An 18,852-nucleotide genomic window follows, 5' to 3' on the forward strand; every position below is an offset into this window, starting at 1 on the left:
TGAGGGAGCTATAGTAGCATATAGCTCCCTTACTCATAAGTGGGGGAGTACAGTGGACGTAAATATCAAGGATATCGCGCGGATTTCCGGTGTGGGCATCTCGACGGTTTCCAGGGTCATCAACAATAAGGGGCTGGTGAGTAAGGCTACACGGGAAAAGGTTCTGAATGTTGTTAAGGAATACAATTACATTCCCAATTCCAATGCAAGAAATCTAAAAACTACGGAGTCTAAGAACATTGCACTTATGGTTAAGGGGATTACGAATCCGTTCTTCTCCAATATGATCAAAGAAATCGAGCGGCAGGCTAATCTGCGAGGGTACCCTTTCCTCATTCATCAGGTAGAGGATGGGACGGATGAAATTAATGCTGCGATTCAGCTGACCAAAGAAAAGAATCTATGCGGAATCATCTTCATGGGCGGAACCTACAATCATTCTGAAGAGAAATTCAAGCAGCTGACGGTCCCATTTGTTCTGACAACGATCACCTCTACACAAGAGGTGGACCCTGATATTTTTTCCAGTGTCACCATTAATGAATTGAAAGAAGCCTACAAGGCTACCAATTATTTGATCTCACTTGGGCATGAGAATATCGGTTTTCTAGCTAAATCCCCATTACTGGATGAAACTACAGGGAACCGGCGATATTTGGGCTATAAAAAAGCACTGGAAGAACATAATCTGCCTTATGATGCACAACTGGTGGAGGATTGTGAATACAGTCCTAGCTCGGGATTTGATGCAGCGCGAAGACTGCTTAAAAGGAATAAGGGTGTAACCGCAATATTTGCGGCTTCTGACACGATTGCTATCGGTGCTGCCAAAGCGGTGCTTACCGCGGGGTTGTCTATTCCAGATGATATTTCAATCATTGGCTTTGACGGGATCGAAATGGCTGAATATTTTCATCCTTCACTTGATACGATCAGCCAACCGGGTACAGAAATGGCTTTATCTAGTGTGGGCGTTCTGTTTGATCTAATTTCTGGAAGGTCAGGTCATCAGCATATTGTCTACGATGCGGTATTGCTCAAGCGAGGCTCTTGCAAGATGATCAAAACACTTAAGGTATAATACTGACTATAACGCTATCATTGGAGTGGTAACCCAAATGCAAGACACATTAAGAATAGGTACTTTGGTTCGTGGCGGGGAGGCTGTCGCCGTTATTCCGCAAATTGTTCAGCATGGGTTTGAATCCTTTAACCTGAACTTTTGGCAGACCACTGGTGAAACCAATCTTGTTGAAACAGCTGCACGGCTCAGGGAACTAGCCGCTGAGCATGATTTCGTTATCTCTTCTGTTGGAATTTATGGTAATCCACTTTCAGGAACCGGCGACAACGCTGACACACTTGCTAGCTGGGAGCGGCTGATTGATCATGCGCATTTATTCGGCACGGATATTATCGGTGGTTTCACTGGACGTCTGCCGGGTTCGTCAATCGACGAGTCGATTCCGAAATTTGCAGAGGTGTTCGGAGAATTGTCCAAGAGGGCAGCGGATCGAGGTCTAAGAATTGCTTTTGAGAATTGTTCTATGGGTGGAAATTGGCAGGCGGGAGAGTGGAACATCGCTCACAATCCTTCAGCCTGGGAGAAAATGTTCAATGCTGTACCAGCAGACAATCTGGGTCTGGAATGGGAACCGTGCCACCAGCTGATCGGTCTGATCGATCCGATTCCGCAGCTGCGCAAATGGGTGGATAAGGTGTTCCATGTACATGGCAAGGATGCCACGATTGCCTGGGATATCGTCAAGGAATACGGAATTCATGGACCTAAGCCTTATGTGTGGGACAGGACGCCTGGCTTCGGGGATACGAATTGGGTGGATATCATTACGATTCTGCGCCAAGCCGGCTATAAGGGAACTATTGATATTGAAGGCTGGCATGATCCTGTGTACCAGGGTGAACTAGAAATGACTGGACAAGTACATGCGCTAAATTATTTGAAGTATTGCCGAGGTGGCAGTTTTGTCCCTAATCCGGTGTAAAGGATATCAGATAATAACAACCCAAAAATGACCTCAAAACCCACAGTGAAGTGGAGGATGAGGTCATTTTTACATACATAACTTTAATCCCGAATAAGATATCCTTGTCCAAGCTGGATTTCATTAAAGCCTGCCATGTGGCGAGCTTGAAAGCGAATCGGCATAAATCCACCAATAATAATGATGTTTTTGATATCCGCAGCCCCATCTGAAGGCAGTGAAAAGGATTTGATATAGGTGAATTCTTCCGCGAGTGTGGTGTGAATCGCGTTAATGAGTGGGTCATGTTCACCTTTTCCCATTAGATTCATTAGGAGATACCCTTCGGCATTCAGTTTTGAATGCGCGATGCTGAAAAATTCACTGGAGATTAAGTGCCTCGGTGTGCCCGCGGCGGTGAAAGCGTCCAAGATGATGTAATCATATTTCTGTGGCTCCTCACCTTCAAGGATCTGACGTCCGTCACCGATCACTACATTATCTGGGCTGTATCCAAAATAGCGGCGGCTTAATTCGACTACTTCGCTGTCTACCTCGGCAACTTTGAATCTTTTCTGCGGAAAATACCCGGCAATCGTTCCAACCCCGTGTCCAATAAGAAAGACGTCCTCGAAAGCGGTAAGGTTGAATTCCATTAAGTGAATGATGGCTTGCGGATATTCGAAGAGAATTCGTTCCCGATTATTAAGATCTATCGCACCTTGAGTGGCATTATTCGAGAATTGCATGACGCGGAATGCCCCTTTTTCTCCATATAGTTCTGTTGTGTCATAGACGGTGATTTCATGATTATTGCTGCTCGTGTGAAGCTGTGCTTGCAAGTGATCAATCTCCTTATACGATAGAAATTCGTTTATATTCATTGGGTGTGACGCCGACTACACGTTTGAAGAGCTTATTGAAATAGGCAGGATCGCCATATCCAACTTCCGCTCCAATCTCGTGAATCTTTAGGTCAGGGGCATTCTTGAGCAGATGTTTAGCTTTACGAAGCCTAATTTCCGTGATGTAGTCCGTTAATGTAAGTCCAGTCTCTTGTTTGAACAGCTTACTTAGATAGCTTGGTGTCAAAAAAACCATATTTGCCAAGGTATTCAGATCCGCATGTTGATTATAGTTGGCTGATATCCAGCGCTTTATGGTTTCTACGGCTGTACCGGACATCTCTAGACGATGGGCTCTGATCTCAAACAGAATGCTTGAAAAATGGTTGGTGAATACATGCTCGATTTCACTGAAGCTCATGCTGGACGCAATACTTTCATCCAGCCCGAGATAGGGTGAACCTTTGTAGAGGGTCTCGAATTCTTGCAGTTCTTTCTGTGCAGATTCAACAACCCATCGACAGACACGGAGAATTTGATCAGGCGCAGCTTGTTGTGATTTCAGCACTGAGAATAGGTTATGTACCCGCTCTAAAGCACCCTCCATATTCAGAATCTGCAGATTATGGATCAATGGTTCCTTGATCGTATTAAATGGATCAAGAAGATTTAAATCCGGCTGCTGAATGTTCTGGATATTCGCATAGTGCAATCGGTCAGGATTATAAATACCGACGCTGCAGGCTAACTTAGCATCTAGATACGCTTGTCTAAGCTTGGCAGTATTATTATAGGAACTGCTACTACCTACATGCAATATCATACCATTGGTAGAGATCCGAATCCTGTCGCCGATGTCTTTCCAATCGCTATCTGAGAGTGGCTTTGTAGAATAAAGAACACAGACATGCAGTCCATTTTGAATCTCTAAGCTGTCGATGCTAAATGCCTTCTCTTGCCGCAGACTGTCCACACAGAAACAGAAGGGTTCGCTTGATCTTCCTTTGAACACAAGGACTGAGAAATAAGGCTGGGGCAAGGTAAGGCTCGACAATAGCAAGGGGGAAGGGGGCTCATCGACTTGAAGAAGGGTCAGTAAGAGACCAGATCGGTGACGTATCTCCTTGTCACGAGAGAACTGCTGCTCTTCCTCCAATTGATAAAGCAGCTCGAATAATTGCTCCTTATCGATAGGCTTTAATAAGTAATCTACTGCAGAGCTGCGTATGGCTTCTCTGGCATAATTAAATTCCACAAATCCACTCATCAGAATGGAGCGGATTTGTGGGTGGCTCGCTTTTAACTGTTTAATTAATTCCAAGCCGTTGATTTGCGGCATACGAATATCAGTAATCACAACATCGAGTTGAAGTGAAGGTAACTCGTCAAGTAGATGTTTCCCGTCGGAGTAGGTGCCGATGACCAGAAATTCAGTGTTTTCTTTGCTGATCATTCGGGCTAGACCTTCGCGGATCAGGATTTCATCGTCAACAATTGCAATACGTAGCAATCAGAGCATCTCCTCTCCGTAATTCATATCATCTTCACTAGGAGTAGTGAAGGTAATGTCCTCAATGCGCAGCGTAACACGAGTACCCACCCCGAGCTTACTCTCTACAAGGAGCCCGAATGAGCTTCCGTAATGCAGGCGGATTCTCTCATTCACATTTCGTAGACCAATACCGAACATTTCACTTTCAGCCCCATTTTGCAGGCTATTATTTAAGGAACGAAGGGTAGCTTCATCCATACCGATGCCATCATCTTCTACACAGAATACTATATTTCTATGCTCACTCCATGCGGTGATGCTTAAGGTACCGAGTCCTACTTTTTGATCTAAACCGTGAAAGACTGCGTTCTCCACAATCGGTTGAAAGACAAGTTTGATTACAGGAAGATGTAGGAATTTCTCTGGTACATCAATGTGTAGACTGAACTTATCTGGGAACCGGATTTGTAACAGATGATAATAATTTCGGACATGATCTAGCTCTTGTCTGATCGTAACGGCTTCGTCGCTTCGGACAATGCTATAACGCATCTGAAGTCCAAGCAAATAGGTGAGCTTCGCTACACGGGGGTCATCATTGCTCTCTGCCAGCATACGGATAGACTCCAGCGTATTATAAATAAAATGGGGATTGATCTGGTTCTGAAGTGCCCTCATATCAGCCTTTTGCTTACGCTTCTCTGTGAGGGATACTTCCTGCAGCAGATCCTTGACCCTTATGATCATCCGATTAAAATGACTGCCAAGCATGCCAATCTCATCATTATATTTGGAGTGCTGCCAGACATCTAGATTACCGTGCTGTACCCGTTTCATTAAACGGACCAAAGATTTAAGAGGTTTAGTCAGGGCATGTGAGATGATCGTAGCAACACAAAGTGCAAAAGCAATAATGATCAGAGTAGTTAATATAAGAGCATTGCGATTCTTTTGTACAGGCGATAGGATACGGGCCAAAGGAATCGTAACCATAGTCGTCCAACCTGTCTGTTTTGAAACGGTATAAACTGCAAGATAGGACTGGCCATTCATTTCTATTTGAAAATGATCCTGTTGCTGATCAACATGCTGCAGCAAAAGCTGTGTGTTCAGATTTTGCTCTTCGCCAGCTTGCATCGAGTTTGCGAAGTCTTCACCGGTATAGATCAGTTCTCCGCTATTATCTACAATTAGTGTATTGCCTTGGGTAACAGCATTTACGGGATCAATGATCCCCTTAAACAAGTTGATGTCTACATCAAATACGAGAATTCCTATATTATCTAGCGTGCTTACAGAATTAATGGTGCGAAGTACACTAAAAACCTCTCTATGGACATTGGAGTTTATACGTATCGTATGTCTGCCTTGAATCACAGGAGCGGCCCCAGCATCTTCACTTAAGGTTCTCCATTCGGCTAGTCGTTCTTCAGGATACAGCTCGTGGATCCCGGGGACTCTATCATAAAAAACAGAGCCGTACTGATCCACCATGTACACGGCGATGATCTCTTCCTTCGTATGCTTCAAGTAGCTCAGGAACATCGCCATGCCAGTATTTTTATCCCAGTCGGTATTTTGCTGAGTTAGGTAGAATTGCACATCGGTGTTATACAGCGGCAGAGCTGTGTATCTTTTTAGATCAGCGACATAACGGTCAATGGTATCAGAGGCATTCGATGTCATCTGGTTCGCGCCTTCTGTTGCATTCACAAGAACAGAATTGAACATGGAGCGGGAGGACAAATAACTAACATAAGTGATTGGAAGCGAAATTAGAAAGACAAATACAACGATCAGCTTGCGCTCCATCGGAAGATTGGCAAGGAACAACCACATTTTGCGTAAGGCTAGCCGGATGTAAGATACCATTTGCGTTGTCCTTTCTTAAAGTGAACTGCCTTATTTAACAGCGCCGCTGGTTACGCCTTCAAAGATGTAGCGTTGTAGGAAGAAATATAGAATTATTGTTGGGAGCAGGATAAGTAGAATAGCCGCACAAATCAAATTCCATTCCCCCGAATTGACCCCTTGAAAACGCATCAGGATCGTCGTAACTACACCAAGGCTTTGCTTTGGCATATAGAGGTAAGGGATGTACATGTCATTATAGATACTAATGGTTTTTAGAATAATCAAAGTCGCCGTAGCTGGTGTAAGTAAAGGAAAAATAATCGACCGATAGATTCTGAATAAAGAAGCGCCTTCTACCATCGCACTTTCGTCGAGATCTACGGGAATATTACGGATGAATTGCAGATAAAGAATAATCTGAATTACATCTGCTCCAATATAGAGCACAATCGGGGCACCGAGTGTATTGTAGAGCCCCATGCTTTTGATAATACCAAAAGTTGCCACTTGTGTCGTGATACTAGGAATAATGGTGGCTACTAGATATGCACCGAAGACAACGGGTTTCAATTTGAAAGAGAAGCGTCCCAATACAAATGCTACCATAGTGCCGAACAGAATGTTCAGAATTAAAGTAATAGCTATAATAATTAACACGTTACCAAATCCGTTAAGCAGACCACCACGCTGGAAGACGGCAGTGAAATTATCGAAATTTAAAAAGCTTTTTGGCAGTGCCATGGAGCTACTGCTGTTAAATTCATCAGTCGATTTGAAAGCATTGACGATGACTACATAAGGAGGAAATAGTACAACAAATACACCGATAAGCAGCGAGAAGTATTTAATAATATCTGTGAAGCGGAATTTGGAGTATGTCATATCTATTTGTCTCCTCCCCGGCTAAGAACTAGTTGCTGCACTAATAGTACGATGACGACAAAGAAGAGCAGGATAATACTCATGGCAGAAGCGAGACCATAGTTGTTGTAAGCAAATGCAGTATCTACAACTTTCTGTACGTAAGTTTCGCTGGCGCCAGCAGGACCGCCCTTGGTCAATACGAAGGGGAGATCGAATACTTCCAGTGCCCCTGTGACGGTAAGAAATAAGTTAAGCTGGATGACTGGCTTCATATTCGGTAAAGTAATTCTCCAAAGGGTTTGGAAAGGCCCGGCACCATCGATCTTTGAGGCCTCATAGATATCGTTTGGTATGGCCTGCAAGGAGGCGATGTAGATGACCATGTTATAACCCATGAAACGCCAAAATCCTGTGGACGCCAGAGAATAGTTGACCAGTCCTTCTGTTCCAAGCCAGCTGGTCTGTCCTAGTCCGGTTAGACCGATGCTATTCAGGAACATATTCAGAGAGCCGTTAGTGGTGTCAAAGACATAACCAAACATAAAGGCGACGGCGACTCCGTTCATAATGTAAGGGAGGAAAAGTAAGATTCGAAATGCATTTTTCCCTTTCAGCTTACTATTCAGCACAATCGCAAAATAAATAGCGACGATATTCTGGAGAATCCCCATCGCGAAATAAGCAAAGTTATGAGTAAATACCTTGAAGATATCGGGATTGGAGAAGACCTCGCGGTAGTTATCCAGGCCAACCCAAGGCTTCTCAGGGCTATAGCCATCCCAGTTCGTAAAGCTGTAATAGATCAGCTTGAGTGCCGGGTAATACGTGAAGGTTGCAAGCAGCAACAAGGGAATCGTGAGGAAGGATACAATGATAATAGTCTTCTGTTTGTTATAGGAAAGTGTTCCGAACATCGCTAGCCCTTCTTTCATAAAAGCGTGGTATGGAAAGGCAAAATGGATTATCCGTAAAAGCAATAATCCATTTTGCACCGTAGTGTACTACTAATCAAAAGCTCAAATTAATAGCCGAGGTCTTTCTTGGCTTTGGCCCAAGCTTTATTCCACTTGTCTAATACAGTTTGTGGATCTTTGGCGAGCACAAATTCCTGTACAACGGCAGGGAGATCAAGCTGTGCCTTGTTGCCGATCTCTGTAACCTTCGCATCGTCAACAGTGCCTTCTACTAGCTCTACTCCGGTAGCTTGGAATTCTTTTAGCTGAGCCAGATTAGATTCTTTTCCTTTTAGTGGGGAGATAAAGCCCGCGAAATCCTCATAGCCCGAATCCTCAATCATCCATTTTACGAAAGCCTTGGCAGCTTCTAAATTTTTGCTGTTTTTGGCAACAGCATAGAAGAAGTCTGGGCTAAGAGTAGCAGATGGTTTACCTGAATTGTCATAAGGGAACGGGAAGAAGCCAACATTGTCTGAAGGAGCTCCTGCTCCAATAACTTGGTTAATGACCCAGTTGCCGAGATAGTACATGGCGAACTTACCGGAAGCGATGTCTTTTTTCGATTGCTCCCAGTTGGTGGAGTTGATGTCTTTTTCCAGATAACCTTTTTCGTTAAGCTCCTTGAGCAGGCTAAAGGCTTTACCATAGCCGTTGTCCATGGTGAATGGTGTCTCAGAGTTCAGCTTCTCATTAGGGAAGTCAGGGTTGCCTGCAATTAGGCGCGGAGTATCATAAGCCCAAGTACCGAGTGGCCATTTATCTTTGAAGTTAGAGGATAGTGGAATGACACCTTTTGCTTTCAGCTTCTCGCAGGCAGCCAGGAATTCATCCCAAGTCTTAGGGGTTTCTGTGATGCCAGCATCCGTAAATGCTTTTTTGTTATAAACAATTCCGGATGTCGAGTTCCCTGTGGTAATTCCGTACAGCTTGCCATCAAAGGATTTAAAGTCTTTAAAGGTGAGTTGATCGTTCAGGCCGAGATCATCCAGTGAAGCAAAGTATTTCGGCAGGTCGGAGTTAGGAATGGTTGGAATGAACATAACGTCTGGAAGCTCGCCGCTGGCCATTCTGACTTTAGCCTGTTGATTATAGTCGGTCTGGGAAGCCTCGAATTCGACTTTAATGTTTGGGTATTTTTCATTAAAGCGCTTTAAATACTCGTCGTACTCTTTGCCAATCATGTCTGTTCTGTTAGTTAGGAAAGTAATTTTGCCGCTGATATCAGCTCCCGCTGCAGGTTCGGCTGTTGCGTTGCTTGTCGTGTCACCGCCTGTAGTCTCTGTGTTCGTTGCTGCGGGCTTATCGGTTGCGGAAGCTCCGTTATTGCTGCTGCCATTGTTCGAGCCGCAGCCAGCAAGTGCTGATGATAAAACCATAACCATAACAAAAGATAACGAAAATAACTTATTTCTCATAATTTAATCCCCTTTTCATTATTTTGTTAGCGTTTACATTAACATTATAGCTTTAAATAAAGCGTTAATAAATGTATTGTATTATTATTTATTGTCTTTATTTGTTTTGTTTGAGGGATTATAATTAGCGTATACCTAACTAATAGATAACAAAATACAAAGAATATCAAATGGATTCAATGAAATGCTAGAAGAGGTATGTTATTTTGAAAGATGTATAGGCTTACAAAACTTAAGCGAACGCTTCCCGAAGCGAGTTTTGTACGAAGTCGTTCGGAGAAGCGTATGCTCTACAAAACTTTTAGGAGGGTACTATGAAACATCTAGAGATGAAGCTTGCGAATTGGGAATTTAGAGGCTGTGGAGATGAGGAGTGGCTTCCAGCTACTGTTCCAGGCACGGTCCATACGGATTTGCTGAAGAACGGAAAGATTGAGGATCCCTTCTATGGAACAAATGAACATGATCTACAGTGGATAGATAAGAAGGACTGGGAATATCAAACGACTTTGCAGCTTGGTGAAGAGTGGGTGGAGCTTACTTGCACGGAGCTGGTCTTTGAAGGTCTTGATACATATGCAGACGTGTATGTGAATAATGTACATGTGCTCGCTGCTGACAATATGTTTTTGGCGTGGAGAGTGGATGTTAAAGATCAGTTGAAGATTGGTGAAAACCATATACGAGTGAGATTCCGCTCTGTAGTTAAAGAGGATCTACCTAAGCTAGCGAAGCTGGGGTATGCGTTACCTGCACCGAATGATCAATCCGAGCTTGGGGGACTAGAGGAACAGCGGATTAGTATTTTTGCCCGCAAAGCACCTTATCATTACGGCTGGGATTGGGGTCCGCGTTTCTTGACCAGTGGAATATGGCGTAAGGCGGCCCTTAAGGGACGTGATTCAGTTCAAATTATAGATCTCTATATCCGCCAAAATGTGATCACAAAGGAAGAGGCTCAATTAACTGCAATTATTGAAGTAGATGCTCCTGTGGCATGGCAGGGAATGCTACGAATGAGTGCTGATGGTTTAGAGTCTATGCAAGCGGTTTCCTTAAAGAGTGGCAAGCAACAAATAGAGATGGATATCGTGGTAGATCAGCCGCAGCTATGGTGGTGTAGAGGGCTCGGAGAGCCTCATTTATATACCTTCCAAGCGGATTTGGTGCAAGGTACGGAAGTTGAAGTTAGCAAAAGCGTAAGAACCGGACTCCGTAGTATTCAATTGCTTCGGGAGCCTGATGCCAAAGGGGCTTCATTTTCTTTTGTGCTGAATGGTGTCTCGGTCTTCGCTAAAGGTGCCAACCATATTCCGAATGACAGCTTCATCACAGAAGTAACCAAGGAGCGGTATCGGCATGAAATTGCCACGGCGGTAGAGTCAAACATGAATATGCTGCGAGTGTGGGGCGGCGGTTTTTACGAAGAGGAGATATTTTACAAGCTCTGTGATGAATATGGGCTACTGGTCTGGCAGGACTTCATGTTTGCTTGCAGCATGTATCCGGGGGATGAAGCGTTCCTTGCGAATGTGAAGAAAGAAGCTGAGTATAACGTCAAAAGATTGCGCAATCATCCCTGTATCGCCTTATGGTGTGGAAATAACGAAATTGATTCGGCCTGGTCACAATTCGAGGGAAATATGGGCTGGGGCTGGAAAGAAAAACTCAGCGCTGAGCAAAGAGCTACAATGTGGGCTGATTATGAGGCAATATTCCACCGGATTCTGCCGGAGGCTGTAGCTGCGTTCCATCCAGGTGTGGACTATTGGCCGTCTTCGCCGATGCGGAATTTGACTGGAGATATGAATCAACACGCGACGCGGATTGTGGACGAAGGGGATGTTCATTACTGGGGCGTGTGGCACGGGATTGAGCCTTTTGAGAATTATAATACGAAGGTTGGTCGCTTTATGAGTGAATACGGATTCCAGTCGTTCCCGGAACTGAAGACCGTAATGAGCTATGCTGAAGAGCAGGATTTGGAGCTTACCTCAGAGGTGATGCTGGCTCATCAGAAGAATGGACGCGGAAATCTGCTGATCAAGGAATACATGGATATGTATCTGCCGCAGCCGAAGGATTTCAAATCATTTCTCTATATGAGTCAAATTCTACAGGCCGAAGCGATTCGAATCGCGATTGAAAGTCACCGAAGAAATAAACCTTATTGTATGGGCACTTTATACTGGCAGATGAATGATTGCTGGCCGGTCGCTTCATGGGCAGGGATGGATTACAACGGACGCTGGAAAGCTCTGCAGTATACCGTGCGCTCAAGCTTTCAAGATGTTCTGTTATCTATTGATGGTACAGATCGTGAGCGGATTGACGTTCATGTCGTATCTGATTTAAGAACAGCGGTTACCGCTGATTTGGTGTTTAAATTGTATCAGTTTAACGGTTCCCTACTGCAAGAGTGGACATATCCGGTTGAGCTGGGAGCTGATTCTGCGGCTATCGTATTCTCTTCTCCAGTGGCGGAACTGCTAGAAGGTCATAGATCGGACGATGTTTTGTTTGAGATCAGCCTGCTAGCTGATGGCGTGATGATAGACCGTAAGGTGCACTATTTTGTCCCGGAAAAAGAAATTCGGTTGCAGCGTTCAGTAATTAACATAATGGAAACTCCAGATAGCGGAGGTCTAAGCTTCACTGTGACAAGCGATGTATTAGCTAGAGGTGTATATCTGATCTCAGAAGATGAAGGAATATTCTCTGACAATTACTTTGATCTTCTACCAGGGCAGTCCAAGACGATAGCGTTCTCTCAACGCGGGAACGATGGAAGGGATTGGATTCCGGCCGCTCCTAAGGGGCTAAAGGTTCAATCGATGGTTGATTTTGTGAGCGAAGATTTACTGTGAATCTTAAGGAGAGAAGGACTAGCGCATGGGGATTTCTATTCAGGAAGATAAGGGACTATTCCATTTACAAAGTACAGGGATGAGTTATATTCTTCAGCTTATTAATGATTATCCGGCACATGTGTATTGGGGCAAGAAGCTGCGTAGGGACAGCAATTTGGACGGTCTGCTAAATCTTGGAGGAAATACGGGACTCGACCGACTTCCGCAGGAATATCCACAATACGGCGCAGGAGATTTCAGAACGCCTGCTTATCAAGTTCGGCTTGAAGACGGCACTCGTATCACGGAATTGAAATACAGTGGGTATCGCGTAATGGAGGGGAAACCAGCACTTGCCGGGTTGCCTTCAGTATATGTAGAGTCTGACCAAGAAGCACAGACGCTAGAGCTTACGCTTAAGGATGATTACGCCAAGCTAACTGTTATTTTACGATATACCATATATGAGCATTCCAACGTAATTACCCGCTCGGTCGAGTTCATAAATGATGGGGAAACGCAGCTCCAATTACAACGTGCACTGAGTGCTAGTGTCGATTTCTCATCTGGGGAAATGGATATGATCTATTTAGCAGGAGCTTGGTCAAGAGAAGGTAATCTGACTCGCAGACGTCTGGTGCAAGGTGGCACGACCATTGGGAGCCGCAGAGGAATGAGCAGCCACCAGTTAAATCCATTTGCTGCGCTGGTGAAACCTGAAACAGATGAAAATCATGGAGAGGCCTATGGCTTCAGTCTTGTGTATAGTGGAGGCTTTGAAGCTGAGGCAGAGGTCGATTCCTTTGGGATGACAAGGTTTACGATGGGGCCGAACGCTTTTGATTTCTCTTGGCTGCTGGAGCCGGGAGAACACTTCCAGACCCCAGAGGTAGTTATGGTGTATTCATCCGAGGGGATCGGGGAAATGTCGAGAACCTATCACCGCTTGTACCGGACTCGTTTGTGCAGAGGGTTATATAGAGATAAGGAACGGCCGATCTTGGTCAATAACTGGGAAGCCACCTATTTTAATTTCGATGCGGATAAATTGGAGTCGATAGCCGCCGAAGGAGCGAAGCTTGGGATCGAGCTATTCGTGCTGGATGATGGCTGGTTTGGCAAAAGAGACTCCGACAACTCTTCGCTCGGAGACTGGGTGGAGGATCTGCGCAAGCTTCCTGGTGGACTATCTGATGTCGCCCAGCGCGTGAACAATCTTGGCTTGCAGTTCGGCCTCTGGTTCGAACCGGAAATGATCTCACCGGATAGTGAGCTCTACCGGAAGCATCCCGACTGGTGCCTGCATGTGCCGGGACGACGCCGCAGCGAAGCGCGCTGGCAGCTGGTGCTCGACTATACGCGGGAGGATGTAAGGCAGTACATCTATGAGTCGTTAAGCCGAATTTTCTCCACCGTGCCGATTAGCTATGTGAAGTGGGATATGAACCGTAATTTAACGGAGATTGGCTCTGCGGAATTACCCCCTGAACGGCAAGGGGAAACTGCGCATCGTTATGTGCTAGGTTTGTATGAGCTTTTGGAGCGACTGACCTCAGAGTTTCCACATATTCTGTTCGAGAGCTGCTCCAGCGGAGGTGGCCGCTTCGACCCGGGCATGCTGCATTACATGCCGCAGACTTGGACCAGCGACAATACCGATGCTGTGGAGCGGCTGAAGATTCAGTATGGCACAAGTCTGGTGTATCCGATCAGCGCGATGGGTGCGCATGTGTCCGCTGTGCCGAACCATCAGGTAGGACGAATCACTCCCCTGTCCTTTCGTGGAGATGTGGCAATGTCCGGTAATTTCGGATATGAGCTTGATCTTACCAAGTTTACAGACGAAGAGAAGCAGCTTGTAAAGGAACAGGTTGCGAACTATAAACAAATCCGCACCCTTGTGCAGCAAGGTAATCTGTATCGTCTGCAAAGTCCGTTCGAGGGCAATGAAACAGCTTGGATGTTTGTATCCGATGACCAGCGTGAAGCGTTGGTGTATTATTTCCGGGTGATGGCTGTGCCGAACCCACCACGCCGGAGCTTGAAGCTGAACGGCTTGAATCCGGAGCTAAATTATACCCTGGAGGCAAGCGGTGAGGTTTACGGAGGTGACCGACTAATGCAGGTCGGACTGGCACTGCCGGATATTCAACAAGATTATGTTAGCGGATGCTTTAAACTGAAGGTGCAGGAACAGACAGTTATTTCAAAGGGAAACAAGTCATGAGCCCGGCTCTTGGTTTGTTTTTTTGTGCTGGTATAAGTGGATTTTGCCTGTTCATGCTCTGTTCATGTTAACGTCATGGGGAGTACATCTTCATTGGTTAGTCTTGTCTTAGAGTCGGATAGGGCGGTCCAATACACAGAGGATGACAGGAGAAAATACAAGTGAAAATAAAAGAGGGAATAACAACAAAGGTGGGCACGAGAACAAATAAAGTACTAAACATGCTTCTCAAAATAATAGGAGCAATAATCATAGCCATTGTGCTTTTTCTCGCCATTGTATATACAGTTAATCTGATCAGCAACAAATCGGAACAAAGAAAAATAGAGCCCTATGGTCAGTTAGTACCTGTAGATGGAAAAAATATGAATGTTTTGATTCAAGGACAAGGCGAAGAAACAGTTGTGCTATTACCAGGCTATGGTACTGCAGCACCAGCTCTTGATTTTAAAGCATTAATAGATGAGCTATCACCGTTTTATAAAGTTGTCATGATTGAGCCTTTTGGGTATGGATTAAGTGATCTGACCAACAAGGAGCGCAGCACAGAGAATATTGTAAGTGAAATTCATGAAGCTTTACAGGGGCTTAATATTGACCGTTATATTCTAATGGGCCACTCCATTTCGGGCATTTACGGACTAGATTATGTTAACAAATATGAAAATGAAGTGAGTGCATTTGTCGGGCTCGATAGTAGTGTTCCATCGCTAAGTGAGAGGAAGATTGAAGCTTCGGCATTAAGAACTTTAAATCTACTCAAAAAATCAGGTCTCGTCAGATTGCAAATGAAACTAAGTGCTGACCCCATTGCTGAACTACCGTTTGATGATACAACAAAAGATCAAATGAGAATGATTAATAACAAAAACATATATAATCCAACCCAATTAAATGAAGCCGGAAGTATGTATTCTAATTTTAAAACAGCTGAAAGTTTAACCTTCCCCAATAATCTTCCTTTAATATTCTTTGTACAAGCAAATCATCCAGCAACGGATAGATGGATACCAGAGCATGAAAAGCAAATAAAAGACTCTGTACATGGAAAAGTAATGACATTTGAAGAAGGACATTATTTATATCGTACTAAAGCAAAAGAGATCGTAGAAAACTTCAGAGTATTTATGGAAGAAGCTAAGTAAATGACTGTTGAGCCGGACGAACTTCAGGGTTTTCTCTGATTGTGGTTCGGTTTTTTCTCGTTTAACGTTTAAGGAATTATGATCCAAAAGCTTGACGGTACTTTACGGGGGACATCCCCTCAAACGTTCTGAACACTTTAATGAAATAGCTGGACTGGGCAAAACCGGACTGAGTCGCAACCTGAGCAATAGAGAGTCCAGTAGAAACCAGTAGAAGCTTGGCTCTGGCCAGTCGACAATCCGTTAAATAACGGTTTGGTGTTTTGCCCATAACCATTCGGAACAGCCGTAGAAAATGATAGCTGCTATACCCGGTTAGTCTTGCCATCGACTCCAGTGACCAAGGTCGAGCACATTCGACATGAATGATATCTGCGGCACTGCGGATAGACTGCCTGACCTCGTGTGGTACTGAGCCGTGAAGCGGTTCGGAATTCTGTAGCAATTTCACTAGAAGCTCATACAGAAGTGCGGATAGCCTTGGCTCACTACGTGTTACATAGGAAGCGCTCAGCAAGTACATTTCCTCGAACAGCTCGTCCAGCTTGGCCTCCAAGTCAAAGGTGAACAGGTATGCACGAGACTGGTCCACTTCCTCTAATAAGGGGAGTACAATTTCAGTGCTAAAATGAACCCAACGAACATCCCAAGGCTCCCCAGGATCTGAGCCGTACTGCTGATAAGCCCCTTTAGGATAAAGAAAACCTCGTCCTCTGCTCATCGGAATACGTTCGCCCTCATGGAATACATAACCCTTCCCACCAAAAATTAAATGCAGGTTATAGCTTCCCAGAAACCCCTCACTTCTTCTCTCGGTATGCTGTGGAAAGTGACTGTAATGTCCCAGAAATTCAGGATAACAGACATATTTTGAAAAAGCCGGTGTCGGCAAATACCATTGTTTCTTCATGTTATGTGGCACCCATTTCTATCGCGCTACAGAGCGCTAGTTGGATTGAAGTAATTAACGCAAGATTGTGATACGATCGCAATATTTTGTTATATAAGCCTTGTTAACACTGATACTACAATAGAATTATAAAATACTGAAAGCATATTTTTAATACTTTGGAGGTAATCATGAAGAAACCTGTCGCAATAGAAAAATTCGAGCTTGGCGTCTGTTATTATCCGGAGCACTGGCCGGAAAGCATGTGGGAGGACGATTATCGCCGAATGCGAGAACTAGGCTTTACGATCATTCGGATCGGGGAGTTTGCTTGGTCTATTTTTGAACCTGCTGAGGGTGAATTTCAGTTCGGGCTCTTTGATCGTGCGATTGATTTAGCTCATAAACATGGTCTTCAGGTTGTGCTCGGTACGCCGACGGCAACACCTCCAGCATGGCTGACCTATAAGTATCCAGAAGTATTGAACGTGACCTATGAAGGTGTTACCCTTCAGCATGGCATGCGTCGTCATTATAATTACAGTAGCCCTAAATATCGTGAGCTGTGTGCACGAATTACGGAACAGATGGCTGAACATTATGGCAATCATCCAGGTGTAGTCGGCTGGCAAATTGATAATGAGCTCAACTGCGAGATTAGTGAATTTTATTCCGAGAGTGACCATAAGGCTTTCCGGGAATGGCTGAAGCAGAAATATGTAACACTTGAGAAGCTAAACGAGGCTTGGGGGGCAGTTTTTTGGAATCAGAGCTACAGCAATTGGTCTCAGGTATATCTTCCACGGCCGACCCCAGTACCTAAGCAGCCTAATCCTCATCAGGCTTTGGATGAAAAGCGGTTTATATCGGACAATACAATTTCTTTTGCCAAAAACCAAGCGGATATCATCCGTAAACTTGCTCCAAAGCAATGGGTAACAACGAACGGTCTGTTTGGGCATCTCGACAGCCATGAATTGACGGATGAATTGCTGGATTTTTTCAGCTATGACTCTTATCCACAGTTCTCTACTATTTTTAATGATCCAAAGGAGCGGAATCCGCTGAATGACAGAGGCTGGGGACTTTCATTATCTGTTGTCCGTTCTATTTCCCCTAATTTCTGTATTATGGAGCAGCAGTCGGGACCGGGTGGCTGGGTGAACCGGATGGATATGCCTTCTCCCAAGCCAGGACAGATGCGGTTATGGACCTATCAATCGATCGCTCATGGCGCAGATATGGTGCTGTATTTCCGCTGGCGGACAGCTACGATGGGCAATGAAATTTATTGGCATGGCATTAACGACTACCATAACCAGCCGAACCGAAGAGTACAGGAAGCGGGACAGATCGGTCAAGAGTTGGCAGCGGCAGGTCAAGCACTTATCGGCACTCGTAATCAGGCTAACGTTGCTATTGTTCGTGATTATGCTAATGAGTGGGATGGAGAGTACGATGTATGGCATGGTCCATTTATGTGGAAGAGCAATAAGGAGTGGTACAAGGCACTCCAACGGAAGCATATCCCGAATAACGTACTCTATTTACGCAAAAAGACAACGCTGGAAGAACTCGCACGATACGACGTGCTTATCTATCCTCATCCGGCGATTATGACAGATGAGACAGCGTCGCTTCTGGATGAATACATTCAGCAAGGTGGAAAACTGATCTTCGGATGCAGAACTGGCTACAAAGATGAACGTGGTCAATGCTATATGCGGCCTTTCCCAGGTGCTGCTAGGGATTTATGCGGAATCACAGTCGAAGAATTCACCATGGTTAAGGGCAATCGTAAGCCCACAACGATTAGCTGGTCTGGTGAGGTCGAAGTTATTACGGGGGCAGATGATTTTAATGATATTCTCCGAATTGAGGATGATTCGGCCGAAGTCATGGCGGTTTATGCCTCGGATTATTACGCTGGGAAGGCAGCAGTTACGAGAAATCGTCGCGGCAAAGGCGAGGTTTGGTATCACGGAGCAGTCTTTAATGAGCAAGCTGCGTCTATGATCATAGATCAGATCGGTCTGCAGTCGCCAGTAGATTGGCTACTGCTCCCTGAAGATGTAGAGCTGCAAGTTCGAAACGGGGCTTCTTCCAGTTATACTTTTTTACTTAACTATAGTGAAGCTCCTGTCGCGATCCATCTTCATGAGACCAAAATGGATTTACTGAGCGGGACAACGTTATCGGGTGAGGTTACTATGGAAGGCTTTGGTGTATTGGTATTACATTAACGCTATGAATAAATAATGATATTAATGGAGTTGCGTATTAGAGAACTAATATGTAACTCTATTTTTTTATAGGAGATATTCAAAAGGA

General features: G+C 44.7%; 13 protein-coding genes. 6 read left to right on the forward strand and 7 right to left on the reverse strand.

The window, feature by feature from the left end; translation table 11 throughout:
* Nucleotides 1-52: 52 nt before the first annotated feature.
* The gene (locus QNH28_RS04285) at nucleotides 53-1,081 is read left to right on the forward strand and encodes a LacI family DNA-binding transcriptional regulator (protein ID WP_283910301.1); all 1,029 of its coding nucleotides are present in this window, start codon (nucleotides 53-55) and stop codon (nucleotides 1,079-1,081) included.
* Nucleotides 1,082-1,118: 37 nt separating this feature from the next.
* The gene (locus QNH28_RS04290) at nucleotides 1,119-2,006 is read left to right on the forward strand and encodes a sugar phosphate isomerase/epimerase family protein (protein ID WP_283910302.1); all 888 of its coding nucleotides are present in this window, start codon (nucleotides 1,119-1,121) and stop codon (nucleotides 2,004-2,006) included.
* An 83-nt stretch (nucleotides 2,007-2,089) separates the two neighbouring features.
* Here QNH28_RS04290 and QNH28_RS04295 read toward each other — a convergent pair whose 3' ends face one another.
* From QNH28_RS04295 to QNH28_RS04320, 6 genes are all read right to left on the reverse strand, one after another.
* Nucleotides 2,090-2,869, reverse strand: a complete 780-nt coding sequence (locus QNH28_RS04295) for a spermidine synthase (protein ID WP_481858354.1) — start codon at nucleotides 2,867-2,869, stop codon at nucleotides 2,090-2,092.
* Complete coding sequence (locus tag QNH28_RS04300; RefSeq protein WP_283910304.1) at nucleotides 2,841-4,340, reverse strand: response regulator transcription factor; 1,500 nt, start codon at nucleotides 4,338-4,340, stop codon at nucleotides 2,841-2,843. The genes QNH28_RS04295 and QNH28_RS04300 overlap by 29 nt, the downstream gene beginning before the upstream one ends.
* Complete coding sequence (locus QNH28_RS04305; protein WP_283910305.1) at nucleotides 4,341-6,194, reverse strand: sensor histidine kinase; 1,854 nt, start codon at nucleotides 6,192-6,194, stop codon at nucleotides 4,341-4,343.
* A 30-nt stretch (nucleotides 6,195-6,224) separates the two neighbouring features.
* Nucleotides 6,225-7,058 (reverse strand): carbohydrate ABC transporter permease, encoded by an 834-nt coding sequence (locus QNH28_RS04310; RefSeq protein WP_283910306.1) that lies wholly within the window; start codon nucleotides 7,056-7,058, stop codon nucleotides 6,225-6,227.
* Between the two features lie 2 nt (nucleotides 7,059-7,060).
* The gene (locus QNH28_RS04315) at nucleotides 7,061-7,954 is read right to left on the reverse strand and encodes a carbohydrate ABC transporter permease (protein WP_076105422.1); all 894 of its coding nucleotides are present in this window, start codon (nucleotides 7,952-7,954) and stop codon (nucleotides 7,061-7,063) included.
* A 107-nt stretch (nucleotides 7,955-8,061) separates the two neighbouring features.
* Nucleotides 8,062-9,411: an ABC transporter substrate-binding protein gene (locus QNH28_RS04320; RefSeq protein WP_283910307.1), complete on the reverse strand. Its 1,350-nt coding sequence runs from the start codon at nucleotides 9,409-9,411 to the stop codon at nucleotides 8,062-8,064.
* A gap of 314 nt (nucleotides 9,412-9,725) precedes the next feature.
* Between QNH28_RS04320 and QNH28_RS04325 the strand changes: the two genes are divergently transcribed.
* The 3 genes from QNH28_RS04325 to QNH28_RS04335 all read left to right on the forward strand — a co-directional run bounded on the left by QNH28_RS04325 (nucleotide 9,726) and on the right by QNH28_RS04335 (nucleotide 15,632).
* A complete protein-coding gene (locus QNH28_RS04325) occupies nucleotides 9,726-12,278 on the forward strand; it encodes a beta-mannosidase (RefSeq protein WP_283910308.1) in 2,553 nt (850 codons plus the stop codon).
* 25 nt (nucleotides 12,279-12,303) lie between these two features.
* Nucleotides 12,304-14,487: an alpha-galactosidase gene (locus QNH28_RS04330; RefSeq protein ID WP_283910309.1), complete on the forward strand. Its 2,184-nt coding sequence runs from the start codon at nucleotides 12,304-12,306 to the stop codon at nucleotides 14,485-14,487.
* A gap of 221 nt (nucleotides 14,488-14,708) precedes the next feature.
* Complete coding sequence (locus QNH28_RS04335) at nucleotides 14,709-15,632, forward strand: alpha/beta hydrolase (RefSeq protein ID WP_283912047.1); 924 nt, start codon at nucleotides 14,709-14,711, stop codon at nucleotides 15,630-15,632.
* A 76-nt stretch (nucleotides 15,633-15,708) separates the two neighbouring features.
* Here the strand turns inward: QNH28_RS04335 and QNH28_RS04340 are convergent, their stop codons facing one another.
* Entirely contained in the window at nucleotides 15,709-16,542 is an 834-nt protein-coding gene (locus tag QNH28_RS04340; protein WP_283910310.1) for a helix-turn-helix transcriptional regulator, read from the reverse strand.
* Nucleotides 16,543-16,712: 170 nt separating this feature from the next.
* Between QNH28_RS04340 and QNH28_RS04345 the strand changes: the two genes are divergently transcribed.
* Nucleotides 16,713-18,764, forward strand: coding sequence for a beta-galactosidase (locus QNH28_RS04345; protein WP_283910311.1), 2,052 nt, complete (start codon nucleotides 16,713-16,715; stop codon nucleotides 18,762-18,764).
* Nucleotides 18,765-18,852: the final 88 nt, after the last annotated feature.

This window comes from Paenibacillus sp. G2S3 (genome assembly GCF_030123105.1).
Lineage (GTDB): Bacteria > Bacillota > Bacilli > Paenibacillales > Paenibacillaceae > Paenibacillus_AQ.

Coding starts and splice junctions, on each gene's coding strand:
- QNH28_RS04290 (WP_283910302.1), top strand. CDS start 1,119: ATGCAAGACACATTAAGAATAGGTACTTTGGTTCGTGGCGGGGAGGCT.
- QNH28_RS04295 (WP_481858354.1), bottom strand. CDS start 2,869: ATGAATATAAACGAATTTCTATCGTATAAGGAGATTGATCACTTGCAA.
- QNH28_RS04305 (WP_283910305.1), bottom strand. CDS start 6,194: ATGGTATCTTACATCCGGCTAGCCTTACGCAAAATGTGGTTGTTCCTT.
- QNH28_RS04310 (WP_283910306.1), bottom strand. CDS start 7,058: ATGACATACTCCAAATTCCGCTTCACAGATATTATTAAATACTTCTCG.
- QNH28_RS04315 (WP_076105422.1), bottom strand. CDS start 7,954: ATGTTCGGAACACTTTCCTATAACAAACAGAAGACTATTATCATTGTA.
- QNH28_RS04320 (WP_283910307.1), bottom strand. CDS start 9,411: ATGAGAAATAAGTTATTTTCGTTATCTTTTGTTATGGTTATGGTTTTA.
- QNH28_RS04325 (WP_283910308.1), top strand. CDS start 9,726: ATGAAACATCTAGAGATGAAGCTTGCGAATTGGGAATTTAGAGGCTGT.
- QNH28_RS04330 (WP_283910309.1), top strand. CDS start 12,304: ATGGGGATTTCTATTCAGGAAGATAAGGGACTATTCCATTTACAAAGT.
- QNH28_RS04335 (WP_283912047.1), top strand. CDS start 14,709: ATGCTTCTCAAAATAATAGGAGCAATAATCATAGCCATTGTGCTTTTT.
- QNH28_RS04340 (WP_283910310.1), bottom strand. CDS start 16,542: ATGAAGAAACAATGGTATTTGCCGACACCGGCTTTTTCAAAATATGTC.
- QNH28_RS04345 (WP_283910311.1), top strand. CDS start 16,713: ATGAAGAAACCTGTCGCAATAGAAAAATTCGAGCTTGGCGTCTGTTAT.